Below are 16,026 nucleotides of genomic sequence, written 5' to 3'. Positions count from 1 at the left end.
CTTTGATGATGACGGCCGCGGTTCTTGTCGTTCGAATCGGTGAAGTCGGGCCCACGGCGGCTCGGTGCATGGGCGCGAAGCCGGCGATGCCCGTTGCGGCGGGCAGGATCGCGTTGGCATCCGTCCATCGAACCAGCGAATGCGGCGGGATATTCCCGCTATATTTTTTTGAGTCGCCGTTGCAAACGGGAATAAAGCGCCCGCGTGAGGAGTATCGGATGGGAAGGCGCGGAAAAGCGATGCCGCCGCGCCCGAACGAAGTTTTCCGAACGTGATTGTGGAAAGGAGACCCGCGCGATGTGGCCAGGCAGGTCGAAAGAAGACAGGTCCGGGCGCCGCGGCCAGGCGGACGCCGAGGCGGTCCACGCGCGCTTCGAAGCGACGGTGATGCCGCATCTGGACGCCGCGTACAACCTCGCGCGCTGGCTGTCGGGAAGCGCGAACGATGCCGACGATGTCGTGCAGGAAGCCTATCTGCGCGCGTTCCGTTTCTTCGGCGGATTCGAAGGCGGCGAGGAGGCGAACGCGCGTGCGTGGCTGCTCGCGATCGTGCGCAATACGTGGTTCACGGAGTGGCGGCGGCGCGTGCAACTCGCCGACGCGACGCCCTACGACGAGGAACTGGGCGGCGACGAAGCCTTGCCGGGATGGTCGGAGGAAGGCGCGGCCGATCCCGAAACGCTCGCCGTGCGCCGCGACGAAATTCATCTGGTGCATCGCGCGCTGGAGGCGCTGCCGATCGCCTTTCGCGAGGTGCTGGTGTTACGCGAACTCGAAGACATGAGCTACAAGGAAGTTGCATCCGTGACCGGCGTGCCGATCGGCACGGTGATGTCACGGCTCGCGCGCGGCCGCAAGATGCTGGCGGGGGCGGTGCGCGCGGCCCAGGGCGGGCAGGACAAGCCGAGCGTGCGCCTCGTGCGCCGCGCGGGACCGGGTCACGCAGAGGAGTCGGGAAATGGAAAATAACGACATTGCCTCGCTCGATGCGAGGCTTACCGATGGTTCGCTGTATCAGCGCGCGCCGGTGCATCTGCGCACGCAAGTGCTGGCGCGCGTGCGGGCTCAGGCCGAGGAAGAGGCGCGCAGGCGCGAGCCGGCGCGTCCGGCGAAACGCGGCTCGCGCAATCCGTTTGCCGCGCCGTGGCCGTTCTTCGGCGGCGCATTCGCGGGCGCGACGCTCTCGGCGCTCGTGCTCGGCACGATGCTGTGGTTCCAGGCGCTGCCGCTCGTCTCGTCCGTATCGACGGGCTCGCCCATCGCGCAGGAGATCGTGTCGAGCCATGTGCGCGCGCTGATGTCGGATCGTCCGATCGACGTGTTGTCCAGCGACAAGCACACGGTTAAGCCGTGGTTCAACGGCCGGATCGACTATGCGCCGCCGGTGATCGATCCGGCGGGTCCGGGCTTCGCGCTCGTCGGCGGACGGCTGGATTACATCGATCATCGGCCGGTGGCGGTCGTCGTGTATCGCTACCTGAAGCATCCGATCGACGTGTACGTATTTCCCGAGCGCAAGGGCGAAGCGAAGACGGAGCCGGTCGTCACGCAATCCGACGATGGTTACGCGCTCGCGCGCTGGAATCACGATGGCATGACGTTCTGGGCCGTCACCGATGCATCGGGCGCGGTGCTGCGTCAGTTCGCGCACGCTATCGAAACCGGTGCGCCGCGATAACAAGTGCATCGCGCAAACGCTGTCATCGCTGCGATAGCCTGAAGAGTGCGCAAGGTTACGCGCGGTCATCCTCCGGGATGCCGCGCGTTTTTTTCTTTGGCGTTACGCGTATACCCGCTGTTTTCTCCGTTTCGAAAGCTATGAAAACGCTTTGGGATGCTGTCTAAATTCGCATCTTTTCCGGGTTATGCCGGGCTTTGCACAGTTGCGATGCATTGGGTGTGGGCTAACGCTCGTGCTCTTCGGGTATGTCCGAATATGGTCATATCCTTACATTTTTCTAAACTCGCTCACAGTCTATGTAATCGATAACGCGGAATGCGTTTAAAAGGCATTGCGAAATTCGCCGCATTGCATGGGACTTTCAAATAACGAATCAGGCGACGGAGACACACATGAAGATGAAGCTCATTGCGAGCACGCTCGCGTTCGGCGTTTTCTCGTTGGCGCACGCTGCCGACCCGATCAAGATCGGCGTCGATGGTCCGTTCACGGGCGGTTCGTCTTCCATGGGTGTCAGCATGCGCGATGGCGTGCGTCTTGCCACCGCCGAGATCAACAAATCGGGCGGCGTGCTTGGGCGTCAGATCGTGCTGGTCGAGCGCGATGACGAAGCGAAGAACGAGCGCGGCGTGCAGATCGCGCAGGAGCTCATCAACAAGGAGAAGGTTGTCGCGGTTGTCGGCTATATCAACACGGGCGTAGCGCTCGCATCGCAGCGCTTCTTTCAGGAAGCAAAGATTCCGGTGTTCAACAATGTCGCGACCGGCACGGTGGTGACGAAGCAATTCGACGATCAGCCCGATAACTACGTGTTCCGCAACGCTGCCGCCGATCGCATTCAGGCGCCGATGATCGTCGAGGAAGCGGTGACGAAGCGTGGCTTCAAGAAGGTCGCGATTCTCGCCGATTCGACCAACTACGGCCAGCTCGGCCGCGAGGATCTGGAAAAGGCGCTTGCCGCGAAAGGCGTGAAGCCCGTCGCCGTGGAGAAGTTCAACATCAAGGACGTCGACATGACGGCCCAGTTGCTGAAGGCGAAGGAGGCGGGTGCGGAAGCGGTGCTGACTTACGGCATCGGGCCCGAGCTTGCGCAGATCGCGAACGGCATGGCCAAGCTTGGATGGAAGGTGCCTTTGATCGGTAGCTGGACGCTTTCGATGGCCAATTACATCGACAATGCCGGCACTAACGGCGAAGGTGCGCGCATGCCGCAGACTTTCATTCAGGAAGCGAACACGCCGAAGCGCAAGGCCTTCATCGAGGCTTATCTGAAGGAATTCAAGCCGAAGAACGAGCGGATCGATTCGCCGGTTTCTGCTGCGCAAGGTTATGACTCGGTGTATTTGCTTGCTGCGGCGATCAAGCAGGCGGGGACGACGGATGGGCCGAAGGTCAAGGAAGCGCTCGAGAATTTGAACACTAAGGTCGAAGGTGTCGTGATGGTGTACGACAAGCCCTTTACGAAGGGCGATCACGAGGCTATTACGCCGAATGTGCCGGTTATCGGGGAGGTGAAGGGCGGGCGGGTGATCTATGCGTATGACGCCGATAAGAAAGGCGGCGGGACTCTGCGGTCCAAGCAGACCACTACTGCTTCGAATTGATTTTTTTATATCGCCGGATCCCGTATTCGTGTCGGTCTATTAGCGTTGCCCCTGTGCGGGGCGGCACCTACTTTCTTTGCTGCTGCAAAGAAAGTAGGCAAAGAAAGCAGCTTTTCAGGCCCGCGGTCACACGCAATTTGGGTAGTTCTCTCGTCCTCGGTGGCACTCGCCTAAAGAGTGCCCTCAAAGGACCAATCGGGCTTGGATCGCGCACGGTCTGACGAGCTAATTTTAGATGGCCGCTGGTTCAGCACGAAAGAGCTTCGGCACAGCGCTACGCGCTGCCGCCGGGTCCGCAAGGGAAACCAAAGGGCGGCGATTGCAGTGAGATGGAGACGTTAGTAGAGAAGCACGCGCGGACCCGATTGACCGGACGGCCGCGAAGCGAGCTGGAGCTGTTTGGTGCTGAACCAGTTTGTTGTGTGGTGCGATGACACAGACCGTGCGCGAGCCGAGCCCGATTAGGTGTTTGAGGGCACTCTTTAGGCAGCCCACGATGGACGAGAGGACTACCCAAATTGCGTGTGACCGCGGGCGTATCAGTAGCTGCTTTCTTTGGTTACTTTCTTTGCAGCAGCAAAGAAAGTGACTGCCGCCCCGCACAGGGGCAGTGCTAATAGACCGACGCGAGAGCGGGATCCGGCGACGACACCGAGCCGACACGAAAACGCGATCCAGCAAAACAGCATCACGCAAAAGCTATAGACCGAAGCGAAATCAGGAATCTCAAGAAGCGCAGACCTGCACAAGAAAAACCCCGACCATGATCCTCCTTCAACTCGTCTATAGCGGCATAGCACTCGGCATGATCTACGCCGTGATCGCGTTCGGCTATCAACTCACCTTCGCCACATCCGGCACGCTGAACTTCGGCCAGGGCGATGCCCTGATGCTCGGCGCGCTCGTCGGCCTCACGCTCGTATCCGCTGGCGTCGACTACTGGCTGATGATTCCGCTCGTGTGTCTCTTCGGCCTCACGCAGGGCGCGTTCGTCGAACGCATCGGCGTGCGGCCCGCCATCAAGATCAAGTCCGAGTTCGGCTGGATCATGTCGACGATCGCGCTCGGCATCATCTTCAAGAACGTCGCGGAAAACGTCTGGGGCCGCGACGATCTGCGCTTTCCTTCGCCCCTGCCCGAAGCGCCACTGAAGGTCTTCGGCGCAAACGTGCTGCCGATGGAACTGCTCGTCGTCGGCGGCGCGCTCGTGATGATGCTCGCGGTCGAGTTCTTCAACCGCAAGACGATCTTCGGCAAGGCCGTGGTCGCGACCGCGAACGATCGCGATGCAGCGTCGCTCATGGGCATCAACACCGGCCTCGTCATCACGTTTTCATATGCGCTTTCCTCGTTGACCGCTGCATTTGCAGGGGTTTTGATCGCGCCGCTGACATTGACCGGCGCGACGATGGGCGCGGTGCTCGGCCTCAAGGCGTTTGCCGTGGCGATCATCGGTGGCTTGTCGAGCGGCATGGGCATCATCGTCGGCGGGATGATCCTGGGCATCGCGGAGACGACGACCGGCTTCTATATCTCCACCGGCTACAAGGACGTGCCGGGACTCGTGCTGCTCTTGATCGTGCTCGCGGTCAAGCCCGCAGGTCTCTTCGGCAAGACGGCGATCAAGAAAGTCTGAGGCGGCGACGATGAAAGCAAAGAACTGGATCGCGGCGCTCGTCGGACTTGCCGCACTCGCAATTTTCCCGGTGGCGTCGGGCAATCCGTACTACATCCACCTCGTCGAAACCATCATGATCTACGCGATCCTGCTGTTCGGGCTCGATATCGTCGTGGGTTACACGGGGCAAGTGTCGCTCGGTCACGCGGGATTGTTCGGCGTGGGCGCATACACGGCGGGCGTGCTGTTCATCAAGCTCGGCATGCCGTTCTATCTGACCGCGCCGCTTTCGATTCTGATCACAGCCGGCTTCGGCGCGATCCTTGCATTGCCCGCGCTGCGCGTGTCCGGTCCGTATCTCGCGATGGTGACGCTCGCGTTCGGCACGATCATCCAGATTCTCATCAACGAGATGGATTTCCTCACCAACGGACCGATGGGTCTCAAGATCCCGAAGCCGATGTTCGCGGGACACAGGCTCGATGAGGTGCAGTACTACTGGCTCGTCGCGGCGCTGCTCGTCGTGTCGCTGATCGTCGTGCATCGCGTGCTGAAGTCGCATCTCGGGCGCGCATTCGAAGCGCTGCGCGACAGCCCCATCGCATCGGACTGCATGGGTGTGTCGGTGTATCGCTACAAGGTAATTGCATTCGTAATCAGTGCGGGATTCGCGGGCCTCGCGGGCTGCCTGTACTCGTATTCCGAGCAATACATTTCGCCTAACACCTATAACTTCGAACTGACCATCCTCTTCCTGCTCGCCATCATCATGGGCGGACGCAAGACGCGCACGGGCGCGATCATCGGTTCGACGGTGATCGTCATGTTACCCAAGCTGCTCGACGATATCTCCAACTTCCGCGTCGTCGCGACGGCGCTGGCGGTCGTCGTCGTCGCGGGCGCCGCGCTTGCGCTCGCGAAGAAGACGACGACGCCGCAGCGCGTTGCGGTGCCGATCGTCGGCACGGCGGGACTAGCGGTGTTTTCGTTCTGGATCGAGGCGCTCACCGACTGGCGTCTGACCATCTTCGGTCTGATGATCCTGCTCGTCGTTTATTACCTGCAGGATGGCATCGTCGGCTTCGTGCGCAAGACGCTGAACCTTGGCCGCGTGCGCGTGACCAAGGTCGATACCGATGAGCTCGCGAGCCATACGCGCCAGGACGATGCCGTCGCGGCGGTCGATACGGAAGGCGCGGATACGATCCTCGACGTGCGCGGCGTGCTGATGCAGTTCAGCGGCCTGAAGGCGTTGAACGATGTGAATCTCACTGTGAAGCGCGGCACGATCCACGGCCTCATCGGTCCCAACGGTTCCGGCAAGAGCACGATGATGAACGTGCTGACGGGCATCTATGTCCCGACTGCTGGCGCGATCGAATACGAGGGGCAATCGCTCGCGGGGCGTACGTCGTCGAAGATTGCGCTGTCGGGCATCGCTCGGACGTTTCAGAACGTGCAGCTCTTCGGCGAGATGACGGCTTTGGAGAATGTGCTCGTCGGCTTGCATCACACGTTCAGATCGAACATCGCGGATGTCGGCGTGATGAGTCCGCGATATCGGCGCGAAGAGCGCGCGGCGCGCGAGCGTGCGTTCAACATGCTTCGTTTTGTGGGCCTGGAGCATGTCGCCGGAGAGGAAGCGCGCAATCTGCCCTACGGCAAGCAGCGTCTGCTTGAAATCGCGCGTGCGTTGGCGCTCGATCCGCAATTGCTTCTGCTCGATGAACCCGCGGCCGGATTGACCGCGCCGGATATTCGCGAACTCGTCGCGATCATTCGCAAGGTGCGCAATCATGGCATCACGCTTGTGTTGATCGAGCATCATATGGATGTGGTGATGAGCGTTTGCGATACGGTTTCCGTGCTGGACTTCGGGCAGAAAATCGCCGAAGGGAAGCCTTCCGAGATTCAGGCTAATGAGAAGGTTATCGAGGCTTATTTGGGGGGGCAGGCGGCGCAGGTGGCTTAGGTTTTGTTTTCGCCGGATCCCGTTTTATTAGTGGTCTATTAGCGTTGCCCCTGTGCGGGGCGGCACCTACTTTCTTTGCTGCTGCAAAGAAAGTAGGCAAAGAAAGCAGCTTTTCAAGCCCGCGGTCACACGCAATTTGGGTAGTTCTCTCGTCCTCGATGGCACTCGCCTAAGTGTCGCCCTCAAAGGACGAATCGGGCTTGGATCGCGCACGGTCTGACGAGCTAGTTTTAGATGGCCGCTGGTTCAGCACGAAAGAGCTTCGGCACAGCGCTACGCGCTGCCGCCGGGTCCGCAAGGGAAACCAAAGGGCGGCGATTGCAGTGAGATGGAGACGTTAGTAGAGAAGCACGCGCGGACCCGATTGACCGGTCGGCCGCGAAGCGGGCTGGAGCTGTTTGGTGCTGAACCAGTTTGTTGTGTGGTGCGATGAGACAGACCGTGCGCGAGCCAAGCCCGGTTGGGCCTATGAGGGCACTCTTTAGGCAGCCCACGAACGACGAGAGGACTACCCAAATTGCGTGTGACCGCGGGCGTATCAGAGGCTGCTTTCTTTGCTTACTTTCTTTGCAGCAGCAAAGAAAGTGAGTGCCGCCCCGCACAGGGGCAGTGCTAATAGACCGACACGATCACAGGATTCCCCCAAAAGCCGAAAAAGAAAAATGCTGACGATAACAAACCTCCACGCCGGCTACGGCAAAGTCAAAGTCCTCCACGGCATCTCACTAACCGTGCCGAAGGCAAAAGTCGTCACGCTGATCGGCTCGAACGGCGCCGGCAAGACCACGACGATGCGCGCCATCTCCGGCATGATCAAGCCGACCGAGGGCGAAATCACAATGGGCGTCGGCAGCAACTCCAAGCGCATCGATTCGCTCGATTCGCACAAGATCGCGCGCCTCGGACTCGCGCATTCACCAGAAGGACGCCGCGTATTCGCGACCATGTCCGTCACCGATAACCTGCTGCTCGGCGCTTTCCCGCGTCTCACATGGTCGCGCCCGAAGGGCGATGTCAGCGCCGATCTCGAACGCGCGATCGAACTCTTTCCGCGTCTGAAAGAACGCCGCCATCAACTCGCCGGCACGCTATCGGGCGGCGAACAGCAGATGCTCGCCATGGCGCGCGCCATCATGCTCAATCCGGACCTCGTCCTGCTCGACGAACCGTCGATGGGTCTCGCGCCCATTCTCGTCGACGAAGTCTTTCGCATCATCGAGCGCCTCAAAGCGGACGGCGTCACGATGCTGCTAGTCGAACAGTTCGCAGTCGCAGCGCTCAATGTCGCGGATTACGGCTACGTGCTCGAAAACGGACGCGTCGCGACGCACGGCCCGGCAGAGCAGTTGCGCAACGATCCGTCGGTGAAGGCGGCCTACCTCGGCGCGAGTCACTGATTGCCGCACTGCGGCAGACGCAATCCGCTCTATCATGATCGGAGCGCGACCGCGCGCGTCCGACATCGTGAAAGGAGCTGCCATGATCAGCGGCAAGACCACTCTGATTGCTCACCTCGGCTACCCGACCGAAGCGTTCAAGGCGCCGATGATCTACAACCCCTGGTTCGACAAACAGGGCATCGATGCGGTCGTCGTGCCGATGGGCGTCAAACCCGACGATTACGTCGCGTTCCTGCCGCATCTGTTCAAGCTGACGAACATCCGCGGCGCGCTCGTCACCATGCCGCACAAGATCACGACCGTCGGCCTGATGGATGAAGTGAGTCCCACCGCGCGCATCGCCGGAGCCTGCAACGCAATCCTGAAGCGCGAAGACGGCAGGCTCGTCGGCGATCAGTTCGACGGCGCGGGCTTCGTGCGCGGCGTCGAGCGCAAGGGCCGCAAACTCGCGGGCACACGCGTGCTCGTGCTCGGCAGCGGCGGCGTCGGCTCGCCGATCGCGGCATCGCTCGCGGCGGCGGGCGTCGCGGAACTCGCTATCTTCGACACCAACACGGCGTCCGTCGAAGGGCTCGCCTCGCGCTTGCGCGAGCACTATCCGAACCTGATCGTCAGAACCGATACGAAAGATCCCGACGGCTTCGACGTCATCGTCAACGCGACACCGCTCGGCATGAAGGACACGGACCCGCTGCCGTTCGATATCGACCGCATCGCGCCAGGCACGTTCGTCGGCGAAGTGGTGATGAAGTCGGAATACACGCCGCTCCTGCGCGCCGCGAAAGACAAGGGCTGCGCCGTGCAGGTCGGCACGGACATGCTGTTCGAGATGATTCCGGCGTATCTGGAGTTCTTCGGCTACGGCACCGCCACTGCCGACGAGCTGCGCGCGGTCGCTCAGATCAAATACGCGTAACGAAGCCTGCGCGGACATAACCGCGCTTCGTTCCTATACTTTTATCGACACAGCAAGGCAGACGCTCATCCTCTGACAAATAGGCCGCCCGCATGCGCGGCTCGGAAAAGCAGGGAGGAAGCATGGGATCGACTGCACCCGGCTTGCCGGCCGATGACAATCACGCGCCGAAGCCGCACGGCCATCCGGCATTGATGGGGCTCTCGCTCGCGGCGCTCGGCGTAGTCTACGGTGATATCGGCACGAGTCCGCTCTATACGCTCAAGACCGTGTTCGATCCCGCGGGCGGCCTGCCTTTGCAGCCGGCGAACGTGATCGGCATCGTGTCGCTGATCTTCTGGTCGCTCACCATCATCGTGTCGCTCAAGTACGTGACGCTGATCCTGCGCGCCAACAATCACGGCGAAGGCGGCATCATGGCGCTGCTCGCGCTCGCGGCATCGTCGGTGGAATCGAAGAAGCGGCTGAAGCATGTGCTGCTGCTCGTCGGCGTGATGGGCGCGGCGCTCTTTTACGGCGATGGCGTCATCACGCCCGCCATTTCCGTGCTGAGCGCAGTGGAAGGCCTCGAAGTGGCGGCGCCCGGCCTTCAGCCTTATGTCGTGCCCCTCACGCTCGTCGCGCTGGTCGCGCTGTTCGTGATGCAAAAGCACGGTACGTCGGGCATCGGCGCGGTCTTCGGGCCGGTGATGGTGCTGTGGTTCATCGTGCTGGCCGTGTCGGGGCTCATGAACATCAAGGATTCGCCGCATATCCTCGCGGCGCTCAATCCGCTCGAAGGACTCGAGTTCTGCATGCGGCATCGGTGGCTCGCGTTCGTTGCGCTGGGCGCGGTCGTGCTTTCGCTCACGGGCGCCGAAGCGCTCTATGCCGACATGGGCCACTTCGGTTCGCGGCCCATTCGCCTGACATGGTTCGCGATCGTCTTCCCCGCGCTCGCGCTCAACTATCTCGGTCAGGGCGCGCTTCTTATCGCCGATCCCGCCGCGTTGCAGAATCCGTTCTACCGGCTCTTTCCATCGTGGATGCTGTATCCGATGGTCGTGCTCTCCACCATCGCGACCGTGATCGCATCGCAGGCCGTGATCTCGGGCACCTATTCGATGACCAAGCAGGCGATGCAGCTCGGCTTTCTGCCGCGCATGAGCGTCGTGTACACATCGGCGCGGGAGATCGGGCAGATCTATGTGCCGGGCATCAACTGGACGCTCCTGCTCGCAGTGGTCGCGGCCGTGCTCGGCTTCGGCTCGTCGACGGCGCTCGGCTCCGCATACGGCATCGCGGTCACGGGCACGATGCTCATCACCACGTTGCTGACGTTCTTCGTGATCCGCTATGCGTGGCGATACAACTGGGCACTATGTATCTTCGCCACCGCATTCTTCTTCGTGATCGACGCGATGTTCTATTCGGCGAATTGCCTGAAGATTGCGGACGGCGGCTGGTTCCCGGTGGCGATCGGTCTCGTGATGTTCACGATCATGGCGACGTGGGGACGCGGTGCGCAGATGATGATCCAGGAAGCGCGCGCGCGTGCGGGCACGATGCCGCTCAAGCCGTTTCTCGCCAACCTGCTCGAACGTTCGCCGGCGCGCGTGGAAGGCACGGCGATCTTCATGTCGAACGATCCGAGCGGCGTGCCGCATTCGCTGCTGAACAACCTCATGCATAACCGCGTGCTGCACGAACACACGGTCTTTTTGACGGTCGCGACCGAGCCTGTGCCATGGGTCGACGAAGCGCGCCGCGTGTCGATCGAAACGCTCGGCAACGGCTGCTTCCAGGTAACGGTGAACTACGGTTTCAAGGACGAAGTCGATCTTCCCGCCGCGCTGGAAAAGTGCCGCGGGGCCGGGCTGAAATTCGATCGCGCGACGATCTCGTACTTCATGTCGCGCGCGACCGTCGTGCCGACGCCCGGCGCCGGCATGGCCTTATGGCGCGAACGGCTGTTCGCGATCATGTTGCACAATGTCGGCAACGTCGCGGCCTATTTGCGATTACCGGCCGATCGCGTGATCGAACTCGGCGCGCGCGTCGAGATATGACGGCGCAAATCAGCTGATTTGCGTGCGTTCGACGCAAGCAGGCGGCGCGTATTCAAGCGAAACTCACGATAAGAAATGCGGCAGACAGGAGACGCCATGACCGCCAGCAACACGCCGACCCGCCATCCGTTTCCATCGACAGCGCGCCTCGTGGAACGCGGCAAGATCTCGTCCGCGCGCGAGGCCGTGCGTCTGATCCGCTCGGGCGACACGATCGCGACGAGCGGTTTCGTCGGCATCGGCTTCGCGGAGGAAGTGGCGATCGCGCTCGAAGAACGCTTCGTCGAAGGCGACGATCCCATCGCGGACCTCACGCTCGTGTATGCGGCGGGTCAGGGCGATGGCCGCAGCAAAGGCCTCAATCATCTGGCGCGCGAAGGGCTCGTCAAGCGCGTGATCGGCGGGCACTGGGGACTCGTGCCGGGCCTTCAGAAGATGGCGATAGAGAATCGCATCGAAGCGTATAACCTGCCGCAAGGCGTGATCTCGCAGCTCTTTCGCGATATCGCCGCGCATCGGCCAGGGCAACTTTCGACGGTCGGGCTCGGCACCTTCGTCGATCCGCGCAACGGCGGCGGCAAGCTCAATGCGCGCACGACGGAAGATCTCGTGCGGCTCATGGAGATCGACGGCACGGATTATCTCTACTACAAGACCTTTCCGATCGACGTCGCCATCGTGCGCGGAACGACCGCCGATCTCAACGGCAATGTCACGATGGAAAAGGAAGCGCTGACGCTCGAAGCGTTGTCCATCGCGATGGCCGCGCGCAATTCGGGCGGCATCGTGATCGCGCAAGTCGAGCGGCTTGCGGAATCGAACACGCTCAACTCGCGCCAAGTGAAGATACCCGGCGTGATGGTCGACTGCGTCGTACTGGCAAAGCCCGACAATCACTGGCAGACCTTCGGCGAGCAATACAGCGCTGCGTTTTCGAGCGAATTGCGCGTGGCCGCGAGTTCGGTGCCGCCGATGTCGCTTACGGAACGCAAGATCATCGCGCGGCGAGCGGCGTTCGAATTGATGGCCAATAGCGTCGTGAATCTCGGCATCGGCATGCCGGAGGGCATCGCGAGCGTCGCGAACGAAGAGCAGGTGATCGATCTCTTCACGATGACGACGGAGCCGGGCGTGATCGGCGGCATTCCCGCGGGCGGCCTCAATTTCGGCGCGGCGACGAATACGCAGGCGATCATCGATCAGCCGTATCAGTTCGACTTCTACGATGGCGGCGGCCTCGACATCGCGTTCCTAGGCCTTGCGCAAGCGGACGGCGAAGGCAATCTCAACGTGAGCAAGTTCGGGCCGAAGCTCGCGGGCGCGGGCGGCTTCATCAATATCAGCCAGGCGGCGAAGAAGGTCGTGTTCGTCGGCACTTTCAATGCGGGCAAGCTCGATGTCGCGATCAACGAAGGCAAGCTCGAGGTTCGCCGCGAAGGCGAATGCCGCAAGTTCGTCGATGCCGTCGAGCATCGCACGTTCAGCGGGCGTTATGCGGCGGAGCGCGGGCAGACCGTGATCTATATCACCGAGCGTTGCGTGTTCGAACTCACGGACAAGGGACTTGCGCTGACCGAGGTCGCACCGGGCGTCGATATCGAGCGAGACATCGTCGCGCAAATGGGTTTCGCGCCGATCATGGACACGCCGCCGCGTCTGATGGACGAACGCATCTTCCGCGATGCGCCAATGGGCTTGCGCAATATCCTGCTGAGGCTCGATCTCTCCGAACGCTTCAGCTACGACGCGGAGAAGAATCTCTTCTTCATCAACTTCGAAGGCCATGAAGTGAAGAGCCTGAGCGATGTCGAAGCGATTCGCCGCGAAGTCGAAAAGCAGTTAGCGGGCGTGACGACGAAGCCGCACGCGATCGTGAACTACGATAACTTTTCGATTCGCCCCGACATGCTCGACGCGTATTCGGAAATGGTCACGAAGCTCGTCGATGGACACTATGACCGCGTGACGCGCTATACGACGAGCAGCTTTCTAAGGCTGAAACTCGGCGACGCACTGAAACGTCGCGGCGTCGCGCCGTATATCTACGAAAGCCCTGAAGAAGCGCGCGAACACGAATCGAAACGCGCGTCGGAATGAAGCAAGGGCCGCGATTCGAGCGGCCCTTCGAATGTCATCCGCGAGCGGGGCGACGCGGCGCGGCTTCTCGCTGATTGCGCAGCCTGCTATGACGTATGCCGTAGCCGAAGTAAATGACGACGCCGATCGCCATCCAGACGATGAGCCGTATCCACGTATCGGCGGGCAGGCCGGACATCAGAAAGAGCGATGACAACGCGCCGAGCGGCGCGACCACATACACCGCGGGCGTCTTGAATGCGCGTTCGAGATTCGGCTGCGTGATGCGCAACACGAGCACGCCGATGCACACCACCATGAACGCGAACAGCGTGCCGATGCTCACGAGTTCACCGACGAGACCGATGGGCAACAGTCCCGCAAGAATCATCACGATGATGCCGGTGATGATGGTCGTGATATAGGGCGTGTGAAAGCGCGGGTGAATCTTCGATGCGAACGGTGGCAAGAGTCCGTCCTTCGCCATCGAATAGAAGATGCGCGGCTGCGACAGCAACAGCACGAGAATCACCGACGTCAGACCGAAAATCGCGCCCAGTTTCACGATGGGCGAAAGCCAGCGCATGCCGATCGCATCGACGCCGACTGCGATCGGGTCCGACACGTTCAGCTTGTCGTAAGACACGATGCCGGTGAGTACGTACGAAACGAGCACGTAGAGAATGGTGCAGATCGTGAGCGAACCGAGAAGGCCGATCGGCATGTCGCGTCGCGGATTGCGCGTCTCCTGCGCGACGCACGATACCGAATCGAAACCGATATAGGCAAAGAACACGACGGCCGCGCCACGCAACACGCCGCTCATGCCGAACACGCCCGACTCGCCGGTATTCGGCGGTATGAACGCGCCGGTCGGATTTTGCGGAGTGACCCAGTGGTTCGTATCGACATAGGCGATGCCCGCCGCGATGAACGCGAGCACGATCAGCACCTTGATGACGACGATGAAGCTGTTCACACGCGCCGACTCGCGTATGCCGATAACCAGAAGAATCGTGATGAGCCCGACGATCACCATCGCGGGCACGTTGAGGATCGCGCCGACATGACTCCAGCCGTGACCGGGATCGTAAGCGAAAGGCGCTTTCGCAAGCTGTTCGGGTATGTCGATGCCGATCGAATGCAGAAAGCTCACGACATAACCCGACCATCCGATCGCGACGGTCGTTGCGCCGACCGCGTATTCGAGTATCAGATCCCAGCCGATGAGCCACGCAATCAGTTCGCCCATCGTCGCATAAGCGTAGGTGTACGCGCTCCCCGATACGGGCACGGTGGAAGCCATCTCTGCATAACACAGGCCAGCGAGCGCACAAACGATTGCGCCGAGCACGAAAGAGATGATGATCGCGGGGCCGGCGTTGGTGGCGGCCGCGTGGCCCGTCAGCACGAAAATCCCCGCGCCGATGATGCAGCCGATGCCGAGCAACACGACATCGAGCGCGGTGAGCGAACGCTTCAGCGCGTGGCCGCCGTGTTCCTGAAGCACTTCCTCGCTTTCGGCCGCTTCGCTTTGCAACGCAGCAACGGACTTTCTTTGCATGACGGTCACGATCGCCTCCTTATGCGGCGGCAGCGTGGCCACGCCGGGTGGCGCGGCGAATTCTGTCGCCTGTTCGACTGCGCGATGATCCAGGTGCCTGCGGCCTTGCACTTGCACGTTCGGTCTGACGTATGTGTCTCGTGATAGCAGATTTCGCCGGCGAATTCGAGCGCGGCGCCGTGCGAAACGCGAGCAACGGACATTTACGAAATATGCTTATTCACGGCGTCGCGGGTACGGAGCAGGAAACGTGCCGCTGGCTATATCCGCCGTGGCTCGTGCGGCGCGACGCATGACCACACGACGCCAGCGGTCATCAATTGCCGATGCATCGCGCACTATAATCACATTCACGATTGCAATCCTTAACCCGGAAACCGTTCTTATGCATATGGAACGTTCACCGGCCTTTTCCTCACGTGGAGATTTGATATGGCTATACGCATTGGTGATGAAGCCCCCGATTTCACGGCAGAGACGACCGAAGGCACGATTCGCTTTCACGAGTGGATCGGCGACAAATGGGCAATCCTGTTCTCGCATCCGAAGGACTTCACGCCGGTTTGCACGACCGAGCTCGGTTATATGGCCAAGCTCAAGCCCGAGTTCGACAAGCGCAATACGAAGGTGATCGGCCTCTCGATCGACCCGGTGACGAATCACTCGCAGTGGGCGAAGGACATCGAGGAAACGCAGGGCACGGCGGTCAACTATCCGATGATCGGCGACGCGGATCTCAACGTCGCGAAGCTCTACGACATGATCCATCCGAACGCGAGCGGCGCGAATCCGCGCACGGCGAACGACAACGCGACGATCCGCGCGGTGTTCATCGTCGGTCCGGACAAGAAGGTGAAGGCCACGTTCACGTATCCGATGAGCGCGGGCCGCAACTTCGACGAAGTGCTGCGCCTGCTCGACGCGCTGCAACTGAACGCGAAGCACACGGTCGCGACGCCGGTGAACTGGAAGCCGGGCGATGACGTCATCATTCCGACGTCCGTCTCGGATGAAGACGCGAAGAAGAAGTATCCCGAAGGCTTCAAGACGCTGAAGCCCTATCTGCGCACGGTCGCGCAGCCGAAGTAAGCCACGGCGCTTCCGGGCGTCTCAGGCGCCGGCCCGCGAAATGCGGACCGGCGCTTTT

At 61.3% G+C, this 16,026-nt stretch carries 11 protein-coding genes; 10 read left to right on the top strand and 1 reads right to left on the bottom strand.

From position 1 onward, the window contains the following. Window positions 1-297: 297 nt before the first annotated feature. The 9 genes from NCS67_RS17145 (at window position 298) to NCS67_RS17105 (ending at window position 13,336) form a co-directional block, all read left to right on the top strand. A complete protein-coding gene (locus NCS67_RS17145; protein ID WP_008353267.1) occupies window positions 298-969 on the top strand; it encodes an RNA polymerase sigma factor in 672 nt (223 codons plus the stop codon). After that, a complete protein-coding gene (locus NCS67_RS17140) occupies window positions 959-1,678 on the top strand; it encodes an anti-sigma factor family protein (protein ID WP_250435865.1) in 720 nt (239 codons plus the stop codon). Before NCS67_RS17145 ends, NCS67_RS17140 begins: the two co-directional genes overlap by 11 nt. 395 nt (window positions 1,679-2,073) lie before the next feature. Continuing rightward, the gene (locus tag NCS67_RS17135) at window positions 2,074-3,285 is read left to right on the top strand and encodes an ABC transporter substrate-binding protein (RefSeq protein WP_008353271.1); all 1,212 of its coding nucleotides are present in this window, start codon (window positions 2,074-2,076) and stop codon (window positions 3,283-3,285) included. A 763-nt stretch (window positions 3,286-4,048) separates the two neighbouring features. After that, window positions 4,049-4,921, top strand: a complete 873-nt coding sequence (locus NCS67_RS17130; RefSeq protein WP_250435863.1) for a branched-chain amino acid ABC transporter permease — start codon at window positions 4,049-4,051, stop codon at window positions 4,919-4,921. A gap of 10 nt (window positions 4,922-4,931) precedes the next feature. Beyond that, on the top strand, window positions 4,932-6,875 hold the full coding sequence (locus NCS67_RS17125; protein WP_008353274.1) for a branched-chain amino acid ABC transporter ATP-binding protein/permease: 1,944 nt from the start codon (window positions 4,932-4,934) through the stop codon (window positions 6,873-6,875). A gap of 662 nt (window positions 6,876-7,537) precedes the next feature. Continuing rightward, on the top strand, window positions 7,538-8,272 hold the full coding sequence (locus NCS67_RS17120; protein WP_250435861.1) for an ABC transporter ATP-binding protein: 735 nt from the start codon (window positions 7,538-7,540) through the stop codon (window positions 8,270-8,272). A gap of 82 nt (window positions 8,273-8,354) precedes the next feature. Further along, on the top strand, window positions 8,355-9,191 hold the full coding sequence (locus tag NCS67_RS17115) for a shikimate dehydrogenase family protein (protein WP_008353278.1): 837 nt from the start codon (window positions 8,355-8,357) through the stop codon (window positions 9,189-9,191). 122 nt (window positions 9,192-9,313) lie between these two features. Beyond that, on the top strand, window positions 9,314-11,239 hold the full coding sequence (locus NCS67_RS17110) for a potassium transporter Kup (protein ID WP_250435859.1): 1,926 nt from the start codon (window positions 9,314-9,316) through the stop codon (window positions 11,237-11,239). A gap of 96 nt (window positions 11,240-11,335) precedes the next feature. Then, complete coding sequence (locus NCS67_RS17105; protein WP_250440628.1) at window positions 11,336-13,336, top strand: acyl CoA:acetate/3-ketoacid CoA transferase; 2,001 nt, start codon at window positions 11,336-11,338, stop codon at window positions 13,334-13,336. A gap of 34 nt (window positions 13,337-13,370) precedes the next feature. Here the strand turns inward: NCS67_RS17105 and NCS67_RS17100 are convergent, their stop codons facing one another. Beyond that, window positions 13,371-14,879 (bottom strand): amino acid permease, encoded by a 1,509-nt coding sequence (locus NCS67_RS17100; protein WP_175979570.1) that lies wholly within the window; start codon window positions 14,877-14,879, stop codon window positions 13,371-13,373. 432 nt (window positions 14,880-15,311) lie between these two features. Between NCS67_RS17100 and NCS67_RS17095 the strand changes: the two genes are divergently transcribed. Next, window positions 15,312-15,968 (top strand): peroxiredoxin, encoded by a 657-nt coding sequence (locus tag NCS67_RS17095; RefSeq protein WP_008353285.1) that lies wholly within the window; start codon window positions 15,312-15,314, stop codon window positions 15,966-15,968. Window positions 15,969-16,026: the final 58 nt, after the last annotated feature.

Origin of the sequence: Caballeronia sp. ATUFL_F2_KS9A, assembly GCF_023630765.1 — a bacterium.
Lineage (GTDB): Bacteria > Pseudomonadota > Gammaproteobacteria > Burkholderiales > Burkholderiaceae > Caballeronia > Caballeronia zhejiangensis.
This window is presented reverse-complemented; position numbering and strand designations above follow the sequence as displayed.

Coding starts and splice junctions, on each gene's coding strand:
- NCS67_RS17110 (WP_250435859.1), top strand. CDS start 9,314: ATGGGATCGACTGCACCCGGCTTGCCGGCCGATGACAATCACGCGCCG.
- NCS67_RS17105 (WP_250440628.1), top strand. CDS start 11,336: ATGACCGCCAGCAACACGCCGACCCGCCATCCGTTTCCATCGACAGCG.
- NCS67_RS17125 (WP_008353274.1), top strand. CDS start 4,932: ATGAAAGCAAAGAACTGGATCGCGGCGCTCGTCGGACTTGCCGCACTC.
- NCS67_RS17130 (WP_250435863.1), top strand. CDS start 4,049: ATGATCCTCCTTCAACTCGTCTATAGCGGCATAGCACTCGGCATGATC.
- NCS67_RS17095 (WP_008353285.1), top strand. CDS start 15,312: ATGGCTATACGCATTGGTGATGAAGCCCCCGATTTCACGGCAGAGACG.
- NCS67_RS17100 (WP_175979570.1), bottom strand. CDS start 14,879: ATGCAAAGAAAGTCCGTTGCTGCGTTGCAAAGCGAAGCGGCCGAAAGC.
- NCS67_RS17145 (WP_008353267.1), top strand. CDS start 298: ATGTGGCCAGGCAGGTCGAAAGAAGACAGGTCCGGGCGCCGCGGCCAG.
- NCS67_RS17120 (WP_250435861.1), top strand. CDS start 7,538: ATGCTGACGATAACAAACCTCCACGCCGGCTACGGCAAAGTCAAAGTC.
- NCS67_RS17115 (WP_008353278.1), top strand. CDS start 8,355: ATGATCAGCGGCAAGACCACTCTGATTGCTCACCTCGGCTACCCGACC.
- NCS67_RS17135 (WP_008353271.1), top strand. CDS start 2,074: ATGAAGATGAAGCTCATTGCGAGCACGCTCGCGTTCGGCGTTTTCTCG.
- NCS67_RS17140 (WP_250435865.1), top strand. CDS start 959: ATGGAAAATAACGACATTGCCTCGCTCGATGCGAGGCTTACCGATGGT.